This is a genomic window from Segatella salivae F0493 (assembly GCF_000477535.1).
In the GTDB taxonomy this organism is placed as follows: domain Bacteria; phylum Bacteroidota; class Bacteroidia; order Bacteroidales; family Bacteroidaceae; genus Prevotella; species Prevotella salivae.
Genome location: NZ_AWGW01000006.1, coordinates 214,942 through 237,670 on the forward strand (window position 1 = coordinate 214,942; position 22,729 = coordinate 237,670).

At 40.4% G+C, this 22,729-nt stretch carries 23 protein-coding genes and 1 tRNA gene; 17 read left to right on the forward strand and 7 right to left on the reverse strand.

The window, feature by feature from the left end; translation table 11 throughout:
- Positions 1-8: 8 nt before the first annotated feature.
- Complete coding sequence (locus tag HMPREF9145_RS01775) at positions 9-773, reverse strand: 5'-nucleotidase C-terminal domain-containing protein (RefSeq protein ID WP_021824708.1); 765 nt, start codon at positions 771-773, stop codon at positions 9-11.
- 209 nt (positions 774-982) lie between these two features.
- Here HMPREF9145_RS01775 and rplS point away from each other — a divergent pair, with 209 nt between their 5' ends.
- Positions 983-1,348 (forward strand): 50S ribosomal protein L19, encoded by a 366-nt coding sequence (gene rplS, locus HMPREF9145_RS01780; protein WP_036906293.1) that lies wholly within the window; start codon positions 983-985, stop codon positions 1,346-1,348.
- Positions 1,349-1,519: 171 nt separating this feature from the next.
- Here the strand turns inward: rplS and HMPREF9145_RS01785 are convergent, their stop codons facing one another.
- Positions 1,520-1,801, reverse strand: a complete 282-nt coding sequence (locus tag HMPREF9145_RS01785; protein ID WP_007134435.1) for a hypothetical protein — start codon at positions 1,799-1,801, stop codon at positions 1,520-1,522.
- A gap of 86 nt (positions 1,802-1,887) precedes the next feature.
- Between HMPREF9145_RS01785 and HMPREF9145_RS01790 the strand changes: the two genes are divergently transcribed.
- On the forward strand, positions 1,888-3,069 hold the full coding sequence (locus tag HMPREF9145_RS01790; RefSeq protein ID WP_021824497.1) for a phosphoribosylaminoimidazolecarboxamide formyltransferase: 1,182 nt from the start codon (positions 1,888-1,890) through the stop codon (positions 3,067-3,069).
- 142 nt (positions 3,070-3,211) lie between these two features.
- The gene (locus HMPREF9145_RS01795) at positions 3,212-3,406 is read left to right on the forward strand and encodes a hypothetical protein (RefSeq protein ID WP_021824709.1); all 195 of its coding nucleotides are present in this window, start codon (positions 3,212-3,214) and stop codon (positions 3,404-3,406) included.
- Positions 3,407-4,028: 622 nt separating this feature from the next.
- On the opposite strand, the gene HMPREF9145_RS01800 is transcribed toward HMPREF9145_RS01795, so the two are convergent.
- Positions 4,029-5,069, reverse strand: a complete 1,041-nt coding sequence (locus HMPREF9145_RS01800) for a DUF4831 family protein (RefSeq protein WP_021824648.1) — start codon at positions 5,067-5,069, stop codon at positions 4,029-4,031.
- A 15-nt stretch (positions 5,070-5,084) separates the two neighbouring features.
- A complete protein-coding gene (locus HMPREF9145_RS01805; RefSeq protein WP_021824659.1) occupies positions 5,085-6,602 on the reverse strand; it encodes a bifunctional ADP-dependent NAD(P)H-hydrate dehydratase/NAD(P)H-hydrate epimerase in 1,518 nt (505 codons plus the stop codon).
- 104 nt (positions 6,603-6,706) lie between these two features.
- On the opposite strand from HMPREF9145_RS01805, the gene hpt reads away from it, so the two are divergent.
- The 5 genes from hpt to HMPREF9145_RS01830 all read left to right on the forward strand — a co-directional run bounded on the left by hpt (position 6,707) and on the right by HMPREF9145_RS01830 (position 11,166).
- Complete coding sequence (hpt, locus tag HMPREF9145_RS01810; protein ID WP_007134429.1) at positions 6,707-7,249, forward strand: hypoxanthine phosphoribosyltransferase; 543 nt, start codon at positions 6,707-6,709, stop codon at positions 7,247-7,249.
- Between the two features lie 38 nt (positions 7,250-7,287).
- The gene (locus tag HMPREF9145_RS01815) at positions 7,288-7,860 is read left to right on the forward strand and encodes an adenylate kinase (protein WP_021824509.1); all 573 of its coding nucleotides are present in this window, start codon (positions 7,288-7,290) and stop codon (positions 7,858-7,860) included.
- A gap of 139 nt (positions 7,861-7,999) precedes the next feature.
- Positions 8,000-9,169 carry a GTPase ObgE gene (obgE, locus tag HMPREF9145_RS01820; protein WP_021824724.1) on the forward strand — a complete coding sequence of 390 codons (1,170 nt, stop codon included), beginning with the start codon at positions 8,000-8,002 and terminating at the stop codon, positions 9,167-9,169.
- Positions 9,166-9,948 (forward strand): peptidoglycan editing factor PgeF, encoded by a 783-nt coding sequence (gene pgeF / locus HMPREF9145_RS01825; protein ID WP_021824768.1) that lies wholly within the window; start codon positions 9,166-9,168, stop codon positions 9,946-9,948. The genes obgE and pgeF overlap by 4 nt, the downstream gene beginning before the upstream one ends.
- Before the next feature lie 57 nt (positions 9,949-10,005).
- Positions 10,006-11,166, forward strand: coding sequence for a M23 family metallopeptidase (locus tag HMPREF9145_RS01830; protein ID WP_021824706.1), 1,161 nt, complete (start codon positions 10,006-10,008; stop codon positions 11,164-11,166).
- 155 nt (positions 11,167-11,321) lie between these two features.
- Here HMPREF9145_RS01830 and HMPREF9145_RS12460 read toward each other — a convergent pair whose 3' ends face one another.
- Together HMPREF9145_RS12460 and HMPREF9145_RS12465 are read right to left on the reverse strand one after the other, a co-directional pair.
- The gene (locus HMPREF9145_RS12460; RefSeq protein WP_021824703.1) at positions 11,322-11,660 is read right to left on the reverse strand and encodes a hypothetical protein; all 339 of its coding nucleotides are present in this window, start codon (positions 11,658-11,660) and stop codon (positions 11,322-11,324) included.
- A gap of 50 nt (positions 11,661-11,710) precedes the next feature.
- A complete protein-coding gene (locus HMPREF9145_RS12465) occupies positions 11,711-12,247 on the reverse strand; it encodes a hypothetical protein (protein WP_021824655.1) in 537 nt (178 codons plus the stop codon).
- Positions 12,248-13,019: 772 nt separating this feature from the next.
- On the opposite strand from HMPREF9145_RS12465, the gene HMPREF9145_RS12615 reads away from it, so the two are divergent.
- Entirely contained in the window at positions 13,020-13,199 is a 180-nt protein-coding gene (locus tag HMPREF9145_RS12615; protein ID WP_231369737.1) for a lipopolysaccharide modification acyltransferase, read from the forward strand.
- Positions 13,200-13,562: 363 nt separating this feature from the next.
- Here HMPREF9145_RS12615 and HMPREF9145_RS01840 read toward each other — a convergent pair.
- Positions 13,563-13,636 (reverse strand) — tRNA-Met (locus HMPREF9145_RS01840).
- Positions 13,637-13,954: 318 nt separating this feature from the next.
- Between HMPREF9145_RS01840 and HMPREF9145_RS01845 the strand changes: the two genes are divergently transcribed.
- The 8 genes from HMPREF9145_RS01845 (at position 13,955) to HMPREF9145_RS01880 (ending at position 22,670) form a co-directional block, all read left to right on the forward strand.
- Complete coding sequence (locus tag HMPREF9145_RS01845; protein WP_021824507.1) at positions 13,955-15,853, forward strand: LptF/LptG family permease; 1,899 nt, start codon at positions 13,955-13,957, stop codon at positions 15,851-15,853.
- Between the two features lie 71 nt (positions 15,854-15,924).
- Complete coding sequence (locus HMPREF9145_RS01850) at positions 15,925-17,136, forward strand: bifunctional 3,4-dihydroxy-2-butanone-4-phosphate synthase/GTP cyclohydrolase II (RefSeq protein WP_021824762.1); 1,212 nt, start codon at positions 15,925-15,927, stop codon at positions 17,134-17,136.
- Between the two features lie 128 nt (positions 17,137-17,264).
- Positions 17,265-18,458, forward strand: a complete 1,194-nt coding sequence (locus tag HMPREF9145_RS01855; protein WP_021824695.1) for a pyridoxal phosphate-dependent aminotransferase — start codon at positions 17,265-17,267, stop codon at positions 18,456-18,458.
- Between the two features lie 210 nt (positions 18,459-18,668).
- Positions 18,669-19,505, forward strand: coding sequence for a MotA/TolQ/ExbB proton channel family protein (locus tag HMPREF9145_RS01860; RefSeq protein WP_007134418.1), 837 nt, complete (start codon positions 18,669-18,671; stop codon positions 19,503-19,505).
- A 30-nt stretch (positions 19,506-19,535) separates the two neighbouring features.
- Entirely contained in the window at positions 19,536-20,177 is a 642-nt protein-coding gene (locus HMPREF9145_RS01865) for an ExbD/TolR family protein (protein ID WP_007134417.1), read from the forward strand.
- 3 nt (positions 20,178-20,180) lie between these two features.
- Complete coding sequence (locus tag HMPREF9145_RS01870; RefSeq protein WP_021824495.1) at positions 20,181-20,828, forward strand: ExbD/TolR family protein; 648 nt, start codon at positions 20,181-20,183, stop codon at positions 20,826-20,828.
- A gap of 36 nt (positions 20,829-20,864) precedes the next feature.
- Positions 20,865-21,704 (forward strand): energy transducer TonB, encoded by an 840-nt coding sequence (locus HMPREF9145_RS01875; protein ID WP_021824595.1) that lies wholly within the window; start codon positions 20,865-20,867, stop codon positions 21,702-21,704.
- Positions 21,705-21,713: 9 nt separating this feature from the next.
- Positions 21,714-22,670 carry a PstS family phosphate ABC transporter substrate-binding protein gene (locus HMPREF9145_RS01880; protein ID WP_021824798.1) on the forward strand — a complete coding sequence of 319 codons (957 nt, stop codon included), beginning with the start codon at positions 21,714-21,716 and terminating at the stop codon, positions 22,668-22,670.
- The last annotated feature ends 59 nt before the right edge of the window (positions 22,671-22,729 follow it).

Below are 22,729 nucleotides of genomic sequence, written 5' to 3' on the forward strand. Positions count from 1 at the left end.
ATAGGAGATTATTTTATGATGATTCGCCCCTCAATCTTGCGACTTACGGGTTTGTTCTCAGCCTTTTGTTCACGGAAATAGTCCATGATGATGAAGCGAACATTATTCTCTGGTGTCTGAGGTGATACGAGATTAGTTGCTGATTTGAATGCTTCGAGTTTGTCGTTGCCTTGTGCAAGGTAGTCGAGTGTAGCCACTCTGTAAGCCTTATTGTCGTCGATTTCTTTGCCATTCAACTTACAATCCAACAACTTATGGTCCTTACTGATAACCAAGTTGACGCCATGGCTGACACCTTCTCCACCAGTTGAGGCTATTTGTTCAAAGAGTTCGTGCACCTTTTTGCCTGAAAGCGTGAGGAAACATATCTTGTTTTCGAAGGGTGCAACGTCTAAAACATCACCATAAGTAACGTCTCCTTGGGCGAAGGCGGCACGTATTCCACCCATGTTATATACGGCAAAGTCGGGGCTCTCTTGATAGTTCTTACCTCCCCAAAGCAAAATATCTGCGAGCAGATTTGATAGTGTACTCTCGGGCTTTCGAGCCGACATGTATTCAGAAACCTCACCAACGACGGGGCTCATCAAGCTATCTACCTGATGCTTATAAGGCAAAAGGAAGGCTTCTGCGTCTTTATCGGGGTTAGCATCATACTTATTATCAATCAAGATTCGACTGCGACTGACAGAAGAAAGCTCATAATGCGACTTGCAGGAAGCCAAAGAAAGTAAGGCTGTTGCAGCCCAAAAAGAGATGGTTTTCTTATCCATACATTTGTAATTAGTTGTTACAAAGGTAGTTGTTTTACATGGAAAAAAGAAGAATTTGTGTTAAAAACCAAAGAAAACCAATATTAATGAGGTCGTGATTTGCATTTTTTTTGTACCTTTGCACAGCTTTTCGGCGTAACCGCTGGCAGCAGAAGAGTTGCTTGGTCATGTTGCGTTGGGCACAAACAAAATTTAATTTCAAACAAAAAATGGATTTAATTAAAGTTGCTGAAGAAGCATTTGCAACCGGAAAACAGTTTCCTTCATTCAATGCAGGCGATACAGTTACTGTAGCTTACAAGATTATTGAGGGTACAAAAGAGCGTATTCAGCTCTATCGTGGAGTAGTAATCAAGATCTCAGGTCACGGTGAAAAGAAGCGTTTTACGGTTCGAAAGATGTCGGGAACTGTAGGTGTTGAGCGTATCTTCCCTATTGAGTCACCGAACATCGACTCTATCGAAGTGAACAAACGCGGTAAAGTTCGTCGTGCAAAATTGTACTATCTTCGTGCTCTTACAGGTAAGAAAGCCCGTATTGCAGAGAAGAGAAGCAACACAACAACAGCTGAATAAGCTGCCGTTTCTTCGTAAAGAAATAAAAGAGGTTATGCTCCTTATGGTGCATAACCTCTTTTTCTTTGGCATGATGGTGAAGAGTTTACGGACTGCATAGAACTACTTTGAAAGCAAAAGTTTATCAAAAGTTCTACCGCTTTCTATTGTCTGATGTCCGCAAGTCAAGCTTCAAACATCACGATTTGCGTGTTTTCCTTCCTCCATGAAAGTCTTTTTCAAACTCTCCCAGTCTTGAAACCCAGCGAAAAGTGCCAGCCGGTCGAGTGTTTGTCGTGAGGGTTTCTCAGCTCCAGTGAAGTAGTTTTTGAGCTTCTTCAATGAGTCTGGTGTCAGGTTTACATGGTGAAGAGAAAAGAATTTGGATAACTTTTCGAAATCGTTTCCTGTTTTCGTCATCCTAATCAACTTCTTTTCGGCCTCTTTTAGCAAGGCAACCAATTTCTGTTTCATAACATACTTAGAAATAAAATACCTATGCTGCAAAGTTAATCATTATTTTTTTATTATCTTTGCAAATAGATAAAATTCCCCCAAAGATGAAAGATTTAGCTTTAAAGTATGGTTGTAATCCCAACCAAAAGCCTTCCAGAATTTATATGGAAGACGGAGAACTCCCCCTAAAAGTCATCAACGGACGCCCTGGTTACATTAATTTTCTTGACGCACTCAATAGTTGGCAGCTCGTCAAAGAACTCAAGGCAGCCACTAGAATGCCTGCAGCGGCGAGCTTTAAGCACGTTTCTCCTGCTGGCGCGGCTATCGGTTTACCCCTTAGTGACACATTAAAGAAGATCTATTTTGTTGATGATGTAAAGCTTCCTTTGTCTCCACTTGCGTGTGCTTATGCCCGTGCTCGTGGTGCTGATCGTATGTGCTCGTATGGCGATTTCGTTGCACTTAGCGACGTTTGTGACGCAGTTACCGCCACATTATTAAAGAGAGAGGTCAGTGATGGAGTGATTGCGCCTGGCTATACTGACGAGGCTATTGAGATTTTGAAAGACAAACGAAAGGGTACTTACAATGTAATTCAGATAGATCCTGACTATACTCCTGCTCCCATTGAGCACAAACAAGTGTTTGGAATCACGTTTGAACAAGGTCGAAATGAGGTAAAATTAGACGATCCTTCGCTATTCGATAACATCCCAACAAAGAATAAAATATTCCCAGATGAGGCCAAACGCGACTTGATTATCGCTTTAATCACGTTGAAATATACGCAGAGTAATTCTGTTTGCTATGTCAAAGATGGCCAAGCTATCGGTATAGGTGCTGGACAACAAAGCCGCATTCACTGTACACGTTTAGCCGGAAGTAAAGCTGATACATGGTGGTTGCGCCAGTGCCCAAAGGTGATGAATCTCCCGTTTAAGCCCGGAATACGTCGTGCCGACCGTGATAATACCATAGATGTTTATGTCAGTGAAGAGCATGACGACATATTATGTGAGGGCGTATGGCAGCAGTTCTTTACGGAAAGACCGGCTGTACTGACGAGAGAAGAGAAAAGAGAATGGATTGCAAAAAATAACAACGTGGCTCTTGGAAGCGATGCTTTTTTCCCATTTGGAGACAATATTGAGCGCGCACATAAGAGCGGAGTGCAATACATTGCCCAAGCCGGCGGCTCAATACGTGACGATAATGTCATCGAAACTTGTGACAAATATGGTATTGCAATGGCTTTCACTGGCGTGAGACTATTCCACCATTAAATCATATTTTGAACGTTGAGGTTTGAATGTTGAACGTTCTTTGTGGGCAGAAATTAATGAAAAGAGATTGTAAAATCAAGGTTCAATATTCAAACTTCAAGGTTAATCACGTTTAAATTTCAATCATTTAACCCCATAACCTATGGATGATTTCCAAAGCATCTTAGAGAATGGCATCAGTTTCAAAGGTTCTTCTGGTCCGAAAAAGGAAGAAGATAAGGTGAAAACGAAAGCCAAAAAGAAAAAGTATATCACTGGAGCACACGACTCAGGGAGTGCGCGTCAGAAGGCCAGATATCGTGAACAGCGAGCCAATCGTCATTCACGCAAACGATGAACGATGTATTTTCCCAACCCTTTTACCTATAAAGGGTGTTATGCTTTTTGTCAAATCTTTATCTTGTTTTTAACATTTTGTTTTTCTATCTTTCGTGAATAAACGTATAGAAAGATGGGGGATGTTTTCTGTTTTTTATTCTTTTGTGTTGTTATACATGGTGAATTATTTCATGATTTGACGCATATTACATCGCTGTTTGCCTCAATTCATCGTATAATTTGCTGCTTTTCGCACACTCGTTTGACTTAGATTGCAACATCTTTTGATGAAAAATCAGTTCGCAATTTGAAACTTATTTCGTAATGATTTGAAGCTCAATGATTTGTGAATCGTGTGAAAGTAGGTGATTTTTAGCCTCAAATGCAGCGCCATTTTGTTTTCTCTCAGTATTTTATCCCTATTGTATATTTTTCTGCTTAGATTTAACATATTCATTGGTTTTCACATATTCGTTGTGCAAGCGAAAAGCCTTTGTTGTATAAATGTTGTCGTTTAAGCCAATACCTTATTCTATATTCATGGTCAATTTGATGTGATTAGGGATGAGATTTGCATAAAAAACCGCATACAATCGACTTGCATGCGGTGATAATTTCTTCCAAATGATACTCTCATGTGCCTATTGAATCGGCACAACTTCAAGTTTTCGAGCGTTTCCTGTGACAGGATCGAGGACGATTCTTGTGGTCATTTTCTTACCAAACAGCTCGCCACTAAGCTCTTCTGTGCGTCCAAACTGGGTTGCATAACATTCGGTTTTGGCGCAGAGTTGTAAGCCGTCATAAAGTGAGAGCCTAATTTTTCCGGGCAGATTCACGCAGATTCCACTTTTATCCTTACTCTTTTTACCATCATCGGGGAGGTTAAGTGTGGGCACATAGTGTAGATCTTGCACGCTGATGTAGAACGGGCGACCTGCTAAATCATCGTTGTCAACAAGGCCCAATCGCTTTGAAAAGCGGAACAACACCTGTTTATTTACCTCCTTTGTTGGTATGAAAGTGAGCGTGGTTTCAGTCGTGTCACGTTCGGTTGTGCCTGTAAACATCTGCATGAGCGCACGTTCTTGCTTGTCAAGATTAGCCATCATGATGCGCAATTGCTCACCATCCTTTGGCATATTATCAGCCTCTCCGCGGGTCAATTGATTACGACTGTCGCGTATTTCATAAATCTCTGACGCAATAAGTTCAGCCATTTTGGGAAGCGAACCCGCTGCAAGAATGTCGGCATTCATGTAGTCGTGTGGGTTAAGTGGTGCAGTTTTTGGCGCCGCTACAAACGGATGTGCCGGTTCAGCCTTAGTACCTTCTGCGTTAACAGCCAGTAAAATGCCATTATCATCACGGCTAAGGCTTAGTATACTATGTTTTTTATCCATCACAGCAACATGTTGTTGTGCCGTGTCGGGGATGCCAACAGACTTCATTTCGGTGCTAATGAGGCGGTAGGATGTAGCCGGTTCGGTCGGCACATCAGGCATTTTTAAGTATTTTCCGCTATATGCTGCAAGCTCACCTGGCTTGAAAACCGTCTTTTCAACAAGGATATGAAACTGTATTATCGTTTTCGGTAGGAAATAAGTACAGCCTTCTGTGGGTTGCTGTGCATGTGCTGTTAATGCGAAAAGTCCTAAGAACAGGGTTATAATTTTTTTCATATTCGATGTTGATTTCTAATCTTTGATTCGTGCAAATGCCTTTGGAAGGTATTTAATCAGGTCGCTGGCAATGAGACATTCCTGTCCCAAGTCACGGGCAGCAAGGTCACCTGCGAGGCCATGTAGATACATTCCGACGAGTGAAGCGTCTTTTTGGTTGTAGCCTTGTGCCAATAGTCCTGTGATGATTCCAGTCAATACGTCTCCACTTCCGGCAGTAGCCATGCCTGCATTTCCTGTGGGATTGAAGTATGCTTTGCCGTCGGGCGTGCATAAAACAGAGTAGTGTCCTTTGAGTAAAATGTAGCCATGAAGGCTCTCAGCAAGGGCAATTGCCTTGGTCAATCGGTCGTAACAACCATTCGCCATCGCTCCATCGAGTCTGTCAAATTCCGCAACATGGGGTGTCATGACAATGCCTTCGGGCAGTTGTTGCATCCAAGCGCGGTGCACACCTAATATATTTAGTGCGTCAGCATCAATCACCATGGGACATTGTGTGCGTCGGATTTGGGCAATTAATGCTATGGCCGAGGTTTCGTTCTGCCCCAAACCGGGTCCCATTGCAACAGCTTCGTAGTCCTCAGTATCAACAGGTTCGGAGAAGATTGTTTCCTCTTTGTCAATCTGAAGCACAGCCTCTGGGATGCTTGTTTGTAGGATATTGCAGTTGCGTTTAGGCGTATGAACGATGACTTTGCCTACACCTGCGCGCAAACAAGCCTTGGTTGTCAGAACAGCAGCACCTGCCATGCCATACGAACCGGCAATAACTAAGGCCGTACCCATATTGCCTTTATGTGCAAAAGCATTGCGGTGGCGTAGTCGGCAGCGTATATCATTCTCTTCGAGAATGGTATATGGCGTCTCAGTAGCAGCGATACAATCGGGTGATAGGCGTATGTCGAGCACGCGAACTTCACCTAAATACTGTTGACAATCAGCCATCAGCATACTAAGTTTGAGTTGTTGTATCGTTAGAGTGAGGTCAGCTCGAACAATGTTTTGGCGGATGTTGTATGTATTATCTTCGGTCATTAGGCCAGAAGGCAAGTCAATACTCACAACTTTACATTTGCATTGGTTGATATATTTGACCAAAGAAGCGAAACCACCTGCCAGCGGTTTGTTGAGACCGCTACCGAAAAGTCCGTCAATGACAACGGTGTTGTTGTCCAAACGGGGTGGTTCGAAGTTGACAATCACCTCATTAAAATCCTTAATGCGCTTGCAATCAATGAGCCGTTGTTTGTTCTTCGCACAATCATTAGAAAGGTGGTTGTGAATGTTGAACAAATAAACGCTGACAGTATAGCCGTCTTCAGCCAATAATCTCGCTACAGCCAGCGCGTCACCTCCATTATTTCCTGGTCCCGCAAAGACCACAAAGGGAGATGATTTGGTCCATCTCTGCATGATGGTTTGGGCAATTGCCTTTGCAGCACGCTCCATTAAATCAAGTGAAGCAATAGGTTCGTGCTCTATAGTATATTTATCTAACTCTCGAATTTGAGCGCTGTTGAATATCTTCATGACTTATTGTATAGTGTTGCAAAAATACAAAATTAATGCTAATCGGTGGATGTTGTTTCCCATATTTTTAGTAATTTTGCTACAAATTATTTTATTTCGCACTTATGAGTATTGTTAAAATCAAGGATCTGACGTTCAAAACGTTTATCCCCGAGGCTGAAATTCAACAGCGTGTAAAGGCTGTAGCCGAGAAAATCAATAAGGACTTGGCTGATAAAAATCCCCTTTTCTTGGCCGTGTTGAATGGTTCTTTTATCTTTGCTGCCGACTTAATGCGCAACATAACGATTCCTTGTGAGATTTCATTTGTAAAGCTTGCCTCTTATCAAGGCACCACTTCGACAGGTAAAATCAAAGAAGTTATCGGACTGAACGAGGACCTTGCGGGGCGAACAGTAGTCATTGTAGAGGATATTGTCGATACAGGTTTGACGATGAAACAAATGATAGAGAGTCTTGGAACGCGTAATCCTGAGTCGATACATATATGCTCTTTACTGGTTAAACCCGATAAACTTAAGGTGCCATTAAATATAGAATACGTCGCAATGGAAATCCCGAATGACTTCATAGTGGGTTATGGTCTCGACTATGATCAGCAAGGTCGTCAGCTAAGAGATATCTATACGATAGTAGAAGAGAAATAAATCACAAAGTAATTTATCATTTTATAAAAGAAGAAATAATGAAGAATATTGTAATTTTCGGTGCTCCCGGCGCAGGAAAGGGAACGCAAAGTGACAAGATGATAGCTAAGTATGGCTTCGGACATATATCTACCGGCGACGTGTTACGTAATGAAATTAAGAATGGAACCGAGCTTGGTAAGACCGCAAAGAGCTACATTGATAATGGTCAATTGATACCTGATGCACTGATGATTGACATTCTTGCACACGTTTATGATGGCTTTGGTAAGGACCATAAAGGTGTGATTTTCGATGGATTTCCACGCACTACACCGCAAGCTGAGGCGCTAAAGAAGATGTTGAATGAGCGTGGTCACAAGATAGCTGCAATGATAGAGTTGTCTGTTCCCGAAGAGGAGCTCATGGCACGCCTTATCAATCGTGGAAAAGAAAGCGGTAGAAGTGATGACAATGAAGAGACTATTAAGAAGCGTCTCAATGTTTATCACACGCAGACTGCACCATTAATAGACTGGTATAAGAATGATGGCACACACCATCATGTAGTGGGTTTGGGCTCTGTTGATGACATCTTTGCTCGTATTAGCGAGGTTATCGATTCGCTTTAAGCTTTGTTTGTTAAGGTTTGAACTTTAATTTTAGAATATGTTCTTCTTCTAAAATCAAGGTTCAAACTTTAATTTTATGGTAGAGAAGCCTATTAAGGCGCTATTTTTCAGTCCTTATTTATTACTTCATATTAGAGTTATGGATTCCAATTTCGTTGACTACGTAAAGATATATTGCCGCTCAGGAAAGGGTGGAAGAGGTTCTATGCACTTGCGACATGTAAAATATCAGCCTAATGGTGGACCCGATGGAGGTGATGGAGGACATGGAGGTAGCATCTATCTTAGGGGAAATCACAACTACTGGACACTTCTTCATCTAAAGTATCAGCGTCATATCTATGCAGAACATGGCGGCAATGGAGGGCGTGATAAGTGTCATGGTACTAACGGAAAAGATACTTATATCGACGTGCCTTGTGGCACTGTAGTCTATAATGCCGATACAGGAAAGTATGTTTGTGACGTTACTTATGATGGACAGGAAGTGCTTTTGTTGAAAGGAGGACGTGGAGGTTTGGGGAACTTTCAGTTCCGTTCGGCCACAAATCAGGCCCCTCGATACGCTCAACCAGGTGAACCTATGGAGGAGATGACGGTTATTTTGGAGTTAAAACTCCTTGCAGATGTTGGCCTTGTAGGCTTTCCTAATGCCGGAAAATCAACGTTGTTGTCTGCACTTTCGAGTGCACGTCCGAAGATAGCTAACTATCCTTTCACGACGCTTGAACCCTCATTAGGCATTGTGGGCTATCGTGATCATAAGTCATTTGTAATGGCTGACATTCCGGGAATCATTGAAGGAGCCAGTGAGGGCAAAGGTCTTGGGCTACGTTTCCTACGTCATATTGAACGCAACTCTTTGTTGTTGTTCATGGTTCCTGGCGATACAGATGATATTAAGAAGGAATATGAAGTGTTACTCAACGAACTTCGTCAGTTCAATCCCGAGATGTTAGATAAGCATCGCGTGCTGGCTGTAACGAAAAGTGACTTGCTTGACGATGAGCTTATAGACCTTTTAAAGGATACTTTACCGCAAGATTTGCCCGTTGTTTTTATCTCTTCGGTAACAGGAATGGGACTAAGTGAGTTGAAAGATGTGCTTTGGAAGGAACTGAATAGCGAGAGTAATAAGCTCCAAGAGATAACCGCCGAGGACACACTTGTACATCGTGATAAGGATATGCGCGTCTTTGCAGAAGAACTTTTGGCTGAAGGTGCAGACGAAGATGACATAGAATTTATAGATGATGGCAATGTAGAAGACCTCGAAGATTTTGAATATGACGGCGACACCACATTATGATTGTGCCTGAATTATATGAATATCATCTTGCGAAAGACGTTCGCGCATTCAGCTCTATGCGTCGTGGCGGAGTAAGCACAGGTTCTTTTTGTGCCTTTAATATCAATGAGTTTTGCGGTGATAACTTCGATAATGTTGTTGAAAATCGAAGACTTCTTGCTACCGAATTAGGCATTACACCCGATAATATCGTGATGGTTCATCAAGTGCACGATACTCGTTGCTTGCTTGTTGATGAGGCTTGGTTTCAGTGTTCAGCTGAAAAACGACGACAAGCTGCCGAGGGTTATGATGCTATTCTTACAAAATTACCAAATGTTTGTATAGGCGTTTCGACGGCAGACTGCATTCCTGTACTTCTTTATGACCCTGAACATCGAGCTATTGCGGCTGTACATGCGGGGTGGCGGGGTACAGTGCAGCGTATAACTGAAAAGACAGTGCAACGTATGCAAGAGGTGTTTGGTTCGTGTTCAGATAAACTTCGTGCAGTTATTGGCCCTGGAATCTCTCTTGATGCCTTTGAGGTAGGCGACGAAGTCTATGCACGTTTCAGTGAGGAAGGCTTCGATATGTCGGCCATTTCACGACATGATGAGAAGTGGCATATAGACTTAAGTGCTTGTAATCGACTGCAATTATTGCATGTCGGCTTGCAAAGCGAACATATATTAATGTCTAATGTGTGCACCTTTACACATGTAAATGACTTCTTTTCTGCGCGTCGTCTTGGCATTAACTCTGGTAGAATATTCTCTGGAATTATGTTGAAAGAATAAAAAAGAGCCTGAGATTAAGGCTTAAATATAGTAATAACGATGAATAACACATAGATTATGACAAAGAAACTCAATTTTAAGTACATTGCGCCGATTATCACTTTTACTTTTGTGATAAGTGCTTTCACTCCAGCAAAAGATACATTTACGGCTGCAGAACAACAGCAAATTAGTATTACAACACCTGGACTTTTCTCGCGTTCAAATACATTTAGTATTGATTTGAGCACCTTGAAAGCAGGTGATTACGTTTTTCCCTTGCCTGTTGGAAAGGCAGAACTCACAGACAATAGTCAGGCTTTAGAGATTAAAACTAAAGAAGGTGACGTCATAAAGGCTATGTTTGCCGGTGTAGTTCGACTTTCGCGCAACGTCAACGGCTTTGGAAACGTTGTAGTAATTCGCCATGATAATGGCTTAGAAACCGTCTATGGGAACAACGCCCAGAACTTAGTTAAGGTGGGACAAAAGGTGAATGCCGGCCAGTCTATAGCCATTGTAGGTGGTGAAGGAAGTCGAACCTTCTGTAAGTTCTCTATTATGGTGAACGGAGGACGTTTTAATCCTGAGATGATTGTGGAGCTTCGGAGCCACAAACTGCGTAAGAAGACCTTGCTTTGCACAAAGAATGGTCGTTATGTTGATGTGGCATTGAAAGGTGGAAATGATGTAAACGAGAAAAAGAAGAGCAAGAACGATGATGTTGATCCCGAGAATCCGTTTGAGAATACCAATTCTTTTAAGCTGAATCTTGCTGATTTTGAGAAAGAACGTTGGGCCTATCCATTACCCGGAAGTCATGTCATCAGTCCATTTGGTGGGGCACGTCATCATCCGGGTGTAGACATAAAGACGAAGCCTAACGACCAGATTCTTGCGGCATTTGATGGAGTTGTTGTTAGAAGTAGCCCTTTTGCAGGTTATGGAAACTGTATACGTATCAAGCATCGCTATGGTTTTGAGACGCTTTATAGCCATCAATCAAAGAATCTTGTGAAGGTAGGAGATAGGGTAAAAGCTGGGCAGGTGATAGGTCTAACAGGACGAACGGGCCGCGCAACAACCGAACATCTTCACTTCGAAGTATTCTTTCAAGGCCACCGTCTCAATCCAGCTGTACTCTTTGATCATGCAAATAAATCGCTCCAACAAGTTACATTGACGCTTCATAAGAGTGGAGTGGTGAAGTCTGAACGCAATTATTATGCGAATAAATAGACCTATTCAGCACACTATATATAATAGGGTGTAATACAATGTCTATGATTTATAGCATTGTATGCTGTCATAATGCGAAAAGACCCTAAGCAAAAATAGAAATGCTTAGGGTCTTTTATTTATGAACTTAGACTTTATTGTATTTCTAAATTCAATTATCTAACAATAGCTTTTACCCAACTATTGGTATCTTCAACATTGGCGTTATTATCATTTTCGCCTTCTTTGAATGGCTTAACCTGGTTGAGTGTTGTCTTTTGTGCAGCCGTCATAGTCACCTCTATGTTAGCAAGGAAACCATTATTTGAAGATGCATTGATTTCTTTTAGATTCTGAGAATTTGATGTGTTGATGGTTGTTACTTTTCCACTATAATAGGTTTCCAGCTTTTCTAATACTGGTAAATTGCTTACATCAACTGACTTTAATTCCCCATTATTATTTAAAGTGACAGAAGAAAGCTTGTTATTCCCATTGATAGTAACTTGTTCCAAGCCATTTAGGCTTCGTGCTGTAAGCTGTTTTATATCAAGTCCAGTAACATTTATGCTTTACACTGATGGACAACTCTGTATGTACACTTCGTTAAATCGATATTACCAGTAAGATTTTGATTACCGAATAATTTTATGCTTGTAATATTTTGGAAGTATTGTAAGCCGTTTAACGAAGTAAGTTTATCATTATTACTCAAATCAAGTTCACCTTTCAGTTTAAGTATTCTGTCAAGGTTATATCCTTGATAAATGTTCAGTGAGCTGTCATTTTCAAGCTCTACATCAGAGCTAACTTTTTTAATGGCATCAATTAATCCTTTATCTGTTATCACGTCTAATTTTGCTTTGGCAGGATTTATCGCAATATCTCCCAAAGAATATGATTGTGCACGCTTGATGTCAATAGTGTTAGAGAACTTCACTTGAACTGCTTTCCCATTGTCTAAGATAAAGGCCAGCGTTATCCCTTTAGTGATTTTAACTGCCGGAAGCACTACAAAGTAATCGGTGTTCTCGGCCATTGACGCACCAGACTCAGGCGTATAGATGAGTAAATCATAATCTTTTGTTTGTTTCTTTACCATGTATCTATCATGAAACCTAACTCAAAAATGATGCTTATTCAGTAATAGTTAAGACATGTTCTGCCTTACTTGTTTGAGCGGTTTGACGGGATTTTATCTTGAATACGTAATAAATAAGTCCTACTTTTGTTTTAGAAAGTTTTTGTATTGATAATCCTTCTTGTTGAGAAACAATTAACCTCTCTCTATTTTCTCGGCTACAACGTTATTCTAAATTGGGCTGATTTCCAAATAAATGAAAAAAAGATGATGTAAGAAAACACTCTTTAAATATTCTTTGTACAATGAAATTACGATATAGAAAACAAGTTAGGAGACTGCAATGGAGGCGTATAATTCGCTTGTTGTTTGTAGTTTTTAAGTATGAAATGCATGTGAACCTAAGAGGAATGGAGGGTTATAAGTAGCTCATTCTCTTGCTGTTTGGGTATTGTGCATTTCATTTCGTTTTGAGAAATATCTTCTAATGTAGCATAAAGAAAAGAGGATGTGTGTGAAGAGTCGGTCGTTAGGTAAAGTAAATGAAATGTGATGAATGAGAATAGTGATTTAGGAGAGCTTTTAATCTATTAGAAACGTAAAAATGATTTCGTGCATTTCAGTCGGTAATCTGCCTTAAACTTGTGTGCAAAATAAGGAAGATTATAAAAGAAAATGTTACAATCACATGATGATTTGCTTCATTCTATGGCGTGATTTAATGGTAATTTATGAGGAAAAACATAACATAGAATGTGTTCTTTCCACGTAATAGGCATAAACCTTTTATTTATTGAAGTGGCAACGCTGTAGGCGTTGTACCTTTGATAGCCCAGGGTTGACAAGCGAAAGCGTAGTCTACCCTGGGTTAGTTGTCATTAGTGTTAACAACGCTGTAGGCGTTGTACCTTTTATTCTTTGGTGTTTTATCACGGCATTCCACGCAGAAAAAGCACAACACCTACGGCGTTAATTTTCCAACTATATACATAACCCAGGGTAGGCTGACGCCAACTCTGGGCTAGCAAAAGCGCAACGCCTACAGCGTTGAACAACAAATACATTACAAAATGTGTCGAATAACCATACAATTTGCATCATTTCATACAATGATTTGTATCATTTCATGCGGTAAAATAGGACATGTTGCAAATCCATTCTTGCTATTTTACGAAATAGCCATTTTGTATTTACTTTTCGTAGCATGGGATGTTACATCGCTCTTAGCTTTCTTTATGTGTATACTCTGCTATATTCGAAAGGATAATGTAATAGAAGCTTGCTGATTATTCAATAAAAAAGCATCGCAAATCAACGATTTACGAGGCTTTGATTGTAGCGGGGGTGGGACCCGAACCCACGACCTCCGGATTATGAATCCGACGCTCTAACCAGCTGAGCTATCCCGCCATCACAGACCATTTGTTTGTGGAATGCGGGTGCAAAGGTAGTATAAAGTTTTTAAACTGCAAAATTTTAGCTTAAAAAATCCCTGATATTTTCTCTGTAAGGCATTTATTTTGTGCTGTGTTATCGTTTTAAGCGTGCGATTTTGTGTAAGTTTTGAAGAGCTAAGTAGACAGCCTGCCTGTCGTTGAAAGGCAGAGGAGCTGGAATAATCAGATGAAAGTTGATAAAAAACGGGAAAAAGAAAGGAAATCTGATAAATTTATACTACTTTTGCAAATATATGGAGTGTGTGTGCAAGACACATGAAACAAGACTCTGATGATAAGGATAAAGAAACTCGATATATTTATTGCCAAACAGTTTGGGATGCTCTTTGTGGGCACGTTTTTCATCTGCCAGTTTGTGCTGATGATGCAATTCTTATGGCGATATATCGATGAATTGATTGGTAAAGGGCTTTCCATGGAAGTCATGGCAAAGTTCTTTTGGTATATGGGGTTAATGCTTGTGCCACAAGCTTTGCCGTTGGCTATTTTGCTATCTTCATTGATTACATTCGGTAATTTGGGTGAAAGTAGTGAGCTTACAGCTATTAAGGCCGCTGGAATCTCTTTGATGCAATCTTTTCGTTCGCTGATAGTTATCACGATATTTATTAGTGGATTGTCGTTTGTTTTCCAAAATAACATTGGACCAGAAGCCAATAACAAGATTGCTCAATTGATGATATCAATGCAGCAAAAGAGCCCAGAACTTGAGATTCCTGAAGGCGTTTTCTATGATGGAATCCCTAATAGTAATCTCTATGTACAGCATAAAGACCTGAAGACGGGTAAGCTTTATGGCGTCATGATCTATCGAATGACGGGCAGTTATGAGGACCAAGCCATCATTCTTGCAGACTCGGGAATGTTGCAATCGACTGCAGAGAAGAAACACTTGGTGTTGACTTTGTGGAGTGGGGAATGGTTTGAGAACATGCAAACCGATGCTTTTGGAAATAGTGCAGCGGTTCCTTATCGTAGAGAATCATTCATAACAAAGCGTATTGTCCTTGATTTTGATGCAGGATTCAATATGACCGATGCCTCTGTTTTAACGAATAATGCACGCGGAAAGAGTTTAGCGCAGATATTTAGAGATGAAGATTCGTTGAAGTTAAGCTATGATAGTGTGGGCAGGCAGTATTATGCCGATGCACAACGAGGACTTTATTATATGCCACATGTGAATCAGAGAGATTCACTTTTGGCTGTAAAGGCTGGGAATAAACTAAATATAGACACCATTTTTAATCGCCTGTCATTGCCACAAAAGCAACAAGCCGTAAGCGAAGCAATGAGTAAAGTGCAGGGTGCGGTGAGCGATTTGGACTTCAAAAGTATGTTTACCGATGATGGAGATCGTATCATTCGACAGCATGAAATCGAAGCCGTGAGCAAGTTTACAGTGGCGCTATCGTGTTTGATTTTCTTCTTTATTGGTGCTCCTTTGGGAGCTATTATCCGCAAAGGAGGCTTGGGTATCCCCGTAATCGTTTCTGTATTAGTGTTTATTATCTATTATATCCTTGACAATTCTGGCTATAGAATGGCTCGAAGTGGTATGTGGACGGTGTGGTTTGGCAAAGGACTTGCGCCGGGTGTACTAACACCTTTGGCTATTTTTGTAACGTATAAAGCTTCTAACGACTCTGCCGTGTTCAACTTAGATCAATATCGGGAGATGATGCGTAGAGTGTTGGGACTTAAGATTAAGCGGAATATCACGGGTAAAGAAGTGATAATTGATGAACCATGTTATGCGGAAGATGTGGCGAAATTGGCTGTGATTAGTCAGGATATTGAGACCTATTCAACGCTACATAACTTAAAACGAATGCCTGATCCGGTGAAAGTGTTCTTCAAATACAGACCCGATCACGAGATAGAACGAATCAGTAGTGAACTTGAAAGCGTAATAACTGATTTGTCAAATACACGAGATGCTTATCTCTTGAATGAGTTAAATAACTATCCAGTATTATCGGTTAAGGCACATACCCGGCCTTTCGAGCGTAAATGGCTTAATATTTTGTCGGCAGTAATCATTCCGTTGGGCATATTCTTTTATTGTAGAATGTGGCGTTTCCGTGTGCGGTTACTCCGAGATTTGAAGATGGTGTGCCAAACAAATCAAAACATTGCCAGACGTATTAAAAAGGAAGAGTTAGGATAAATGATTAATTTCACCTTATTATATATATAAATTAAGAGTATCAAAACAAAGAATCTAAACGAAGAAAAGATATGGGAGATTTCAAATTAAATACGATTGAAGAAGCCCTTAAAGACTTTAAGGAGGGTAAGTTTGTTATTGTTGTGGACGATGAAGACCGCGAAAATGAAGGCGATTTGATAATGGCTGCCGAGAAGATTACACCCGAAGCAGTAAACTTTATGTTGAAAAATGCACGAGGTGTGCTGTGTGTTCCTATCACAATGTCACGTGCAGAAGAGTTGAATCTGCCACATCAGGTGTCAGATAATACGTCAATGCTTGGTACACCATTTACGGTTACGGTTGATAAACTTGAGGGTTGTACAACAGGAGTTTCAACACATGATCGTGCGGAAACTATCAAAGCTTTGGCTGATCCGGCTTCAGTGCCACAAACTTTTGGTCGTCCTGGGCACATTAACCCTTTGTATGCACAAGATAATGGGGTGCTCCGTCGCAGCGGACATACAGAGGCTGCGGTCGACTTATGCAAGCTTTCGGGACTCTATCCCGCTGGTGCTTTGATGGAAATTATGAATGAAGATGGCACCATGGCACGTATGCCTCAGTTGGTAGAACGTGCGAAAGAGTGGGGAATGAAGATTATAACGATTAAGGATTTGATAGCATATCGTCTGAAGAAAGAGACCACTATAGAAGTTGGAGACGAAGTAGATTTACCAACAACTTATGGGCATTTCAGACTAATTCCTTTCCGTCAGGCCAGCAACGGACTTGAACACATGGCTTTAATCAAAGGACATTGGGAAGATGGTGAACCTATTCTTGTACGTGTTCACTCTTCATGTGCCACTGGAGATATATTGGGAAGTCGCCGTTGTGATTGTGGAGAACAACTCCATCGTTCAATGGAAATGATTGAGAAAGAGGGAAAAGGTGTTGTTATCTATATGCAACAAGAAGGTCGCGGCATTGGTTTGATGAATAAGATTGCAGCCTATAAACTGCAAGAAGAAGGCTATGATACCGTTGATGCCAATGTACATTTGGGCTTCAAACCAGATGAACGAGACTATGGTTGCGGTGCACAGATGTTGCGACACCTTGGAATTCAGAAGATGAAACTCATGACAAATAACCCTACAAAACGTGTTGGCTTGGAGGCGTATGGACTTGAGATAGTGGAGAATGTACCCATAGAGATTATGCCGAATAAATATGATAAGAAGTATCTTGAAACCAAACGAGATCGTATGGGGCATACACTTCATTTGAAATAAACTTTAGATTAATTTATTCTCCGATAGTATTCGGAGAATAAAAATCAAAAAAAATCGCTGAGATTATTCATATTAAAGAATAAAATGATTATTTTTGTAGTTGATTAATTAACCTGAAATTTAGTGTTATGGAACAACTATCTAATCGTTTGAATCGTCTTGCGCCATCGGCAACACTTGCAATGTCGCAAAAGAGTAATGAAATGAAGGCACAAGGTATTGATGTTATCAATATGAGTGTGGGTGAACCCGACTTCAATACGCCTGAAGCTATCAAGGAGGCTGCTAAGAAAGCCGTTGATGAAAACTATTCAAAATACTCTCCTGTGCCTGGATATGCAAGTCTGCGGAAAGCTATTGTTGAGAAGTTGAAACGTGAAAATAGTTTGGATTATACCATTAACGAGATACTCGTTAGCAATGGGGCGAAGCAGAGTGTGTGTAATACCATTATGGCATTGGTTAATGATGGCGATGAGGTAATTATTCCGGCACCATATTGGGTGAGTTATCCACAGATGGTAAAATTAGCAGGTGGTAATCCTGTTATTGTCGATGCTGGGTTTGAACAGAACTTTAAGATGACTCCCAAACAGTTGGAAGATGCCATAACGCCAAAGACAAGGTTATTGATTTTGTGTTCTCCGAGTAATCCGACAGGTAGTGTTTATAGCCAGGAAGAGTTGGATGCATTGGCTGAAGTAATCAAAAAACACGAGCGTGTAATTGTGATTGCAGATGAAATTTATGAGCACATTAATTATATTGGCAGTCATGCGAGCATTGCAAAGGTTGCTGGTATGAAAGAGCGTTCTGTTGTTGTGAATGGTGTTTCAAAAGCGTATGCAATGACAGGGTGGCGTATTGGTTTTATAGCTGCACCCGAATGGATTGTTAAAGGTTGTAATAAGTTGCAGGGACAATATACGAGTGGACCTTGCTCTGTTAGTCAGAAGACTGCTGAAGCTGCCTATACTTTAGATCAGCATTGTGTGGAAGAGATGCGTCAGGCTTTTGAACGTAGACGGGATTTAATAGTAGAACTTGCTAAGAATATACCGGGTTTAGAGGTAAATAAGCCTGAGGGTGCGTTCTATTTGTTCCCAAAATGTAGTAGTTTCTTTGGCAAATCTGATGGACAAATAACGATAAAAGACTCGACCGATTTCTCTCTTTACCTGTTAGAAAAGGCACATGTTGCTACTGTATGTGGTGATGCTTTCGGTGCTCCTGAGTGCTTCCGAATGAGTTATGCCACGAGTGATGATAACATCAATGAGGCAATGAAGAGAATTAAAGACGCATTGTTAAAATTGAAATGACAATCAAAGAATAAATAAAATAATGTGAGTTGATATGGCACTTTCTATAAGAATTCATCGTTAAAACTTCTTAATTAAGTGCTTAGTTATTCATAAATTGCTATCTTTGCCAAACAAAAAGGTGGACAAATTGTTTGTAATTACTGAATTACTGAATTTATTTGATAATACATTAATATTATAATAACTAAAAAATTAAAATTTTAAATTATGGCAACTACACAAAAAACAGCCAGCCCTAAGAAATCTCAGGGCTTTCAAGGAGTAAGAGGTGCATTCTGGATTATCGTCGTTTGCGCTGCTATCGCTTTTGCATTGTTCTACACATGGTTTGGTGATGCTAGTCACTTCCAGGGTGGAGATTCTAATGGTTCACCTGCAGATGTTTGGGGTACTATCTTCAAAGGTGGTATGATTGTGCCTGTAATCCATACACTGTTGTTAACTGTTTTAGCAATGTCTATTGAGCGTGTACTCGCTATGAAGACTGCTTTCGGTAAGGGTTCTCTTCCAAAGTTCGTGCTTAACATTAAGGCTGCATTGAATGCTAACGATTTTGCTAAGGCTCAACAACTTTGCGATCAGCAGAGAGGTTCTGTTGCAAATGTAGTATCTGCATCTTTGAATGCTTACAAAGACATGGAGACCGGTGCAAACGCTTCGTTGAAGAAAGCACAGAAAATTGCTAAGATTCAGCAGGCTCATGAAGAGGCAACACAACTTGAAATGCCTACATTGACAATGAACCTTCCTATCATTGCAACTATCGTTACGTTAGGTACTTTGACTGGTCTTCTTGGTACTGTAACCGGTATGATCAAGTCTTTCTCTGCTTTGTCTGCAGGTGGTGGTGCTGACTCTGCTGCTCTTTCAGCAGGTATTTCTGAGGCCTTGATCAATACTGCATTTGGTATTTTGACATCATGGTGTGCTGTAGTATCTTACAACTATTTCACAAATAAGGTTGATAAGCTAACATACGCACTCGACGAAGTAGGTTACTCAATTGCTCAGACATACGAAGCTAACCACACAGAAGAGGCTTAATTTTTGCTAACCCTTTAAATATTTATCGCTATGGGTAAAGTAAAAATTAAGAAAAGTGACGTTTGGATCGATATGACGCCTATGTCAGACGTTATGACCCTGTTGCTTACTTTCTTCATGCTGACCTCTACATTCGTTAAGAATGAGCCAGTGAAAGTAAACACTCCAGGTTCAGTGTCTGAAATAAAGGTGCCAGAGAACGGCGTCCTGACCATTCTGGTCAATCCTGAAAAGGATGCGGCCGGTAGGCCAACAGGTGAAGGTCAGGTGTTTATGAGTTTGGACAATACAGACCAATTGGGACAGGTACTTGATAATATGGCCAATAAGTTTGGTATAAAATTGAGTGCTGCACAGAGCAAGGTCTTTAAGACTGAGTCTACATTTGGTGTTCCAATGAAAGATCTTAGTGGTTATTTGGCTTCTTCTCCTACGATGCGCCATAAGATTCTACCTACAAAGGGAATCCCAATGGATAGTATTCATGGAGGTATGAGTGAATTCCAGCAATGGGTTGATGCAGCTCGTACGGTCAATGACAATATTAAGATAGCATTGAAAGCTGACTCAAAGACACCTTATAAGACTGTTAAGAAAGTGATGAGTGAACTCCAAGATATGGACGAAAGCCATTACTATATGATTACACAGCTTAAAAAACAGGAGGACTAATCAATGGCAAAGAAAGAAAGCAAACAAAAGAAAATGACTGTTCGCGTAGACTTTACGCCTATGGTGGATATGCTCATGTTGCTGATCACGTTCTTCATGTTGTGTACATCACTTAGTAAGCCACAGACAATGGAGCTGACGATGCCGAGTAATGATGAAAATGTTACAAAGGATCAGAAGACAGAGGCTAAGGCCTCAGAAGCAATTACCATATATGTGACTGCTGACAATAAGATTTATTGTGGTGAAGGTGAACCCCAGTACAATAATCCTGCTTGGTTGAAGGAAACAACTTGGGGAAATAATGGTATCCGTAAGCTTCTAAGAGATCACGCTACAGCAAATGGTACAAAACCTGTAATTCGTATAGAGCTTGCTGTTAAAGAACTTAATGCAGAAAAAGCTAAGAATCCGAAGATGTACCCAGACAGCATTTATCAGAAGAAACTTAGCAAGCTTAAGGCTGGTGAACTCAAAGATGGTAAGATTCCAACGCTGACTGTTATCATTAAACCTTCAGACAATGCTTCTTATAAGAACATGGTTGATGCCCTCGATGAAATGCAGATTCTAAGTATTGGTACTTACGTCATTGATAAGCTTAACGCTGATGACCTTCATTTGTTGAAGCTTAGAGGAGTTAAACTATAATCGGTGAAGTAACGAAACAATTTAAAAAGGAAACAAATGGCAAAAATAGATTTATACGATCCTAAATGGGTCGATATGGTGTTCGCCGGAAAGAATCAAGCTTACGGAGCCTATAGACTTCGTAAGGGAACTTCTGGACGTAACATCAAGTCGATTGTTATCTTACTTATTGCTGCTTTACTCGTGGGTGGTTTTCTTGCATGGAAAGTAATTTCTCAAAAGAATGCAGAAGCACAACAAGCTTACATGGAAGCTATGCAGCTTGCAAAACTTCAGCAAGAGGCTAAGAAACAAGAAAAGAAAGAGACCATTCAGCCTAAGGTTCAGCCTAAGAAGGAGATTCCTGTAGCGCGTGAGACACAGAAGTTCGTTGCTCCTGTAATTAAGAAAGATGAACTTGTTAAAGAGTCTAACACGTTGAAACAGATGGACCAGTTGGATGATAAGGTTGCTGTAGGTACAGAAACTCATGAAGGTACGAAGGATCGTACTGTTGAGGCTGTACGTAATGATATTGCAGTGGCTACTCCTCCTCCAGCTCCAAAGGAAGAAGTTACACAAAAAGTATTTGACGTTGTTGAGGTTATGCCATCATTCCCTGGTGGTCCTGCAGCATTGTTGCAGTATCTCAGTTCACACGTTAAATATCCTGTTGTGGCTCAAGAGAATGGAATTCAAGGCCGTGTAACAATCTCTTTCGTTGTTGAACGTGATGGTTCTATCACTGATGTTCGTGTAGCAAAGTCTGTAGACCCATCGCTTGATCGTGAAGCAGCACGTGTTGTAAGTAGTATGCCGCGTTGGACACCAGGTAAGCAGAATGGTTCTGCTGTGCGTGTGAAGTTCAATGTGCCAGTACAATTCAAGTTACAATAATTGAAATAAATGAATAAGAATTTATCTTATATATTTATTGGACTATCCCTGTCTTTGGTTTTATTTTCCTCTTGTGGGAAGAAAACCAAAGGCAGTAGAACAGATACTCCTTCATCAGGGACGATTGAATTCGTCTCTGATGAGAGTTTCAGCCCTTTTATAGAGGAAGAAAGACAACAGTTCGAATATGAATACCCTAAAGCACATTTGAAGGCTATTTATGCTGATGATATAACGGGATTCAAAAAACTGCAAGATTTGAAGACTTGTCTCTTCTTTACATCTCGTGATTTGAAACCAAGCGAAGTTGCTTATTTCAAATCAAAAAACTTAATTCCTGAAACATTCCCTATTGGTTATGATGGTTTGGCTTTCATCGTTAATAAGAATAACAACGATACTTGCATAACGGTCAAAGATATTAAGAGAATATTAAGTGGGAAGGTAAATCGCTGGAATGAAATATATCCAGGTTCTAAACGTGGAGGCATTGAAGTTGTTTTCGATAATCCTGCTTCTGCAACACTGCATTATGTTATAGACTCAATTATGGGTGGTAAGAATCTTACTACTAAAAATATTGTTGCAGCTAAGAATAGTAAGGCTGTAATAGATTATGTGAGTAACAATATTAATGCTATTGGTATTATTGGTTCAAATTGGCTGAATGACAAGCGTGATTCAACGAATACTACATTTAAGAAGAATGTTCATGTCATGTCTGTATCCATAAAGGATAAGGCGACTCCTATGAATAGTTGGAAACCCTATCAGGCTTATTTACTTGATGGACGTTATCCATTTGCACGTACTTTATATGCGATAGTTGTAGATCCGTACAGGGCTTTACCTCTGACATTTGCAAATTATGTTGCTGGGCCCAAGGGACAATTAATTCTTTTCAAGACAGGTTTGCTTCCCTATCGAGCAGATATTACGATTCGCACTGTGCATGTAAAAAAATAAATCATTGGCGAAGTTTTTCTTTAGGTTCGCCTTTAACTGCGATATTATTTTAACTAAAT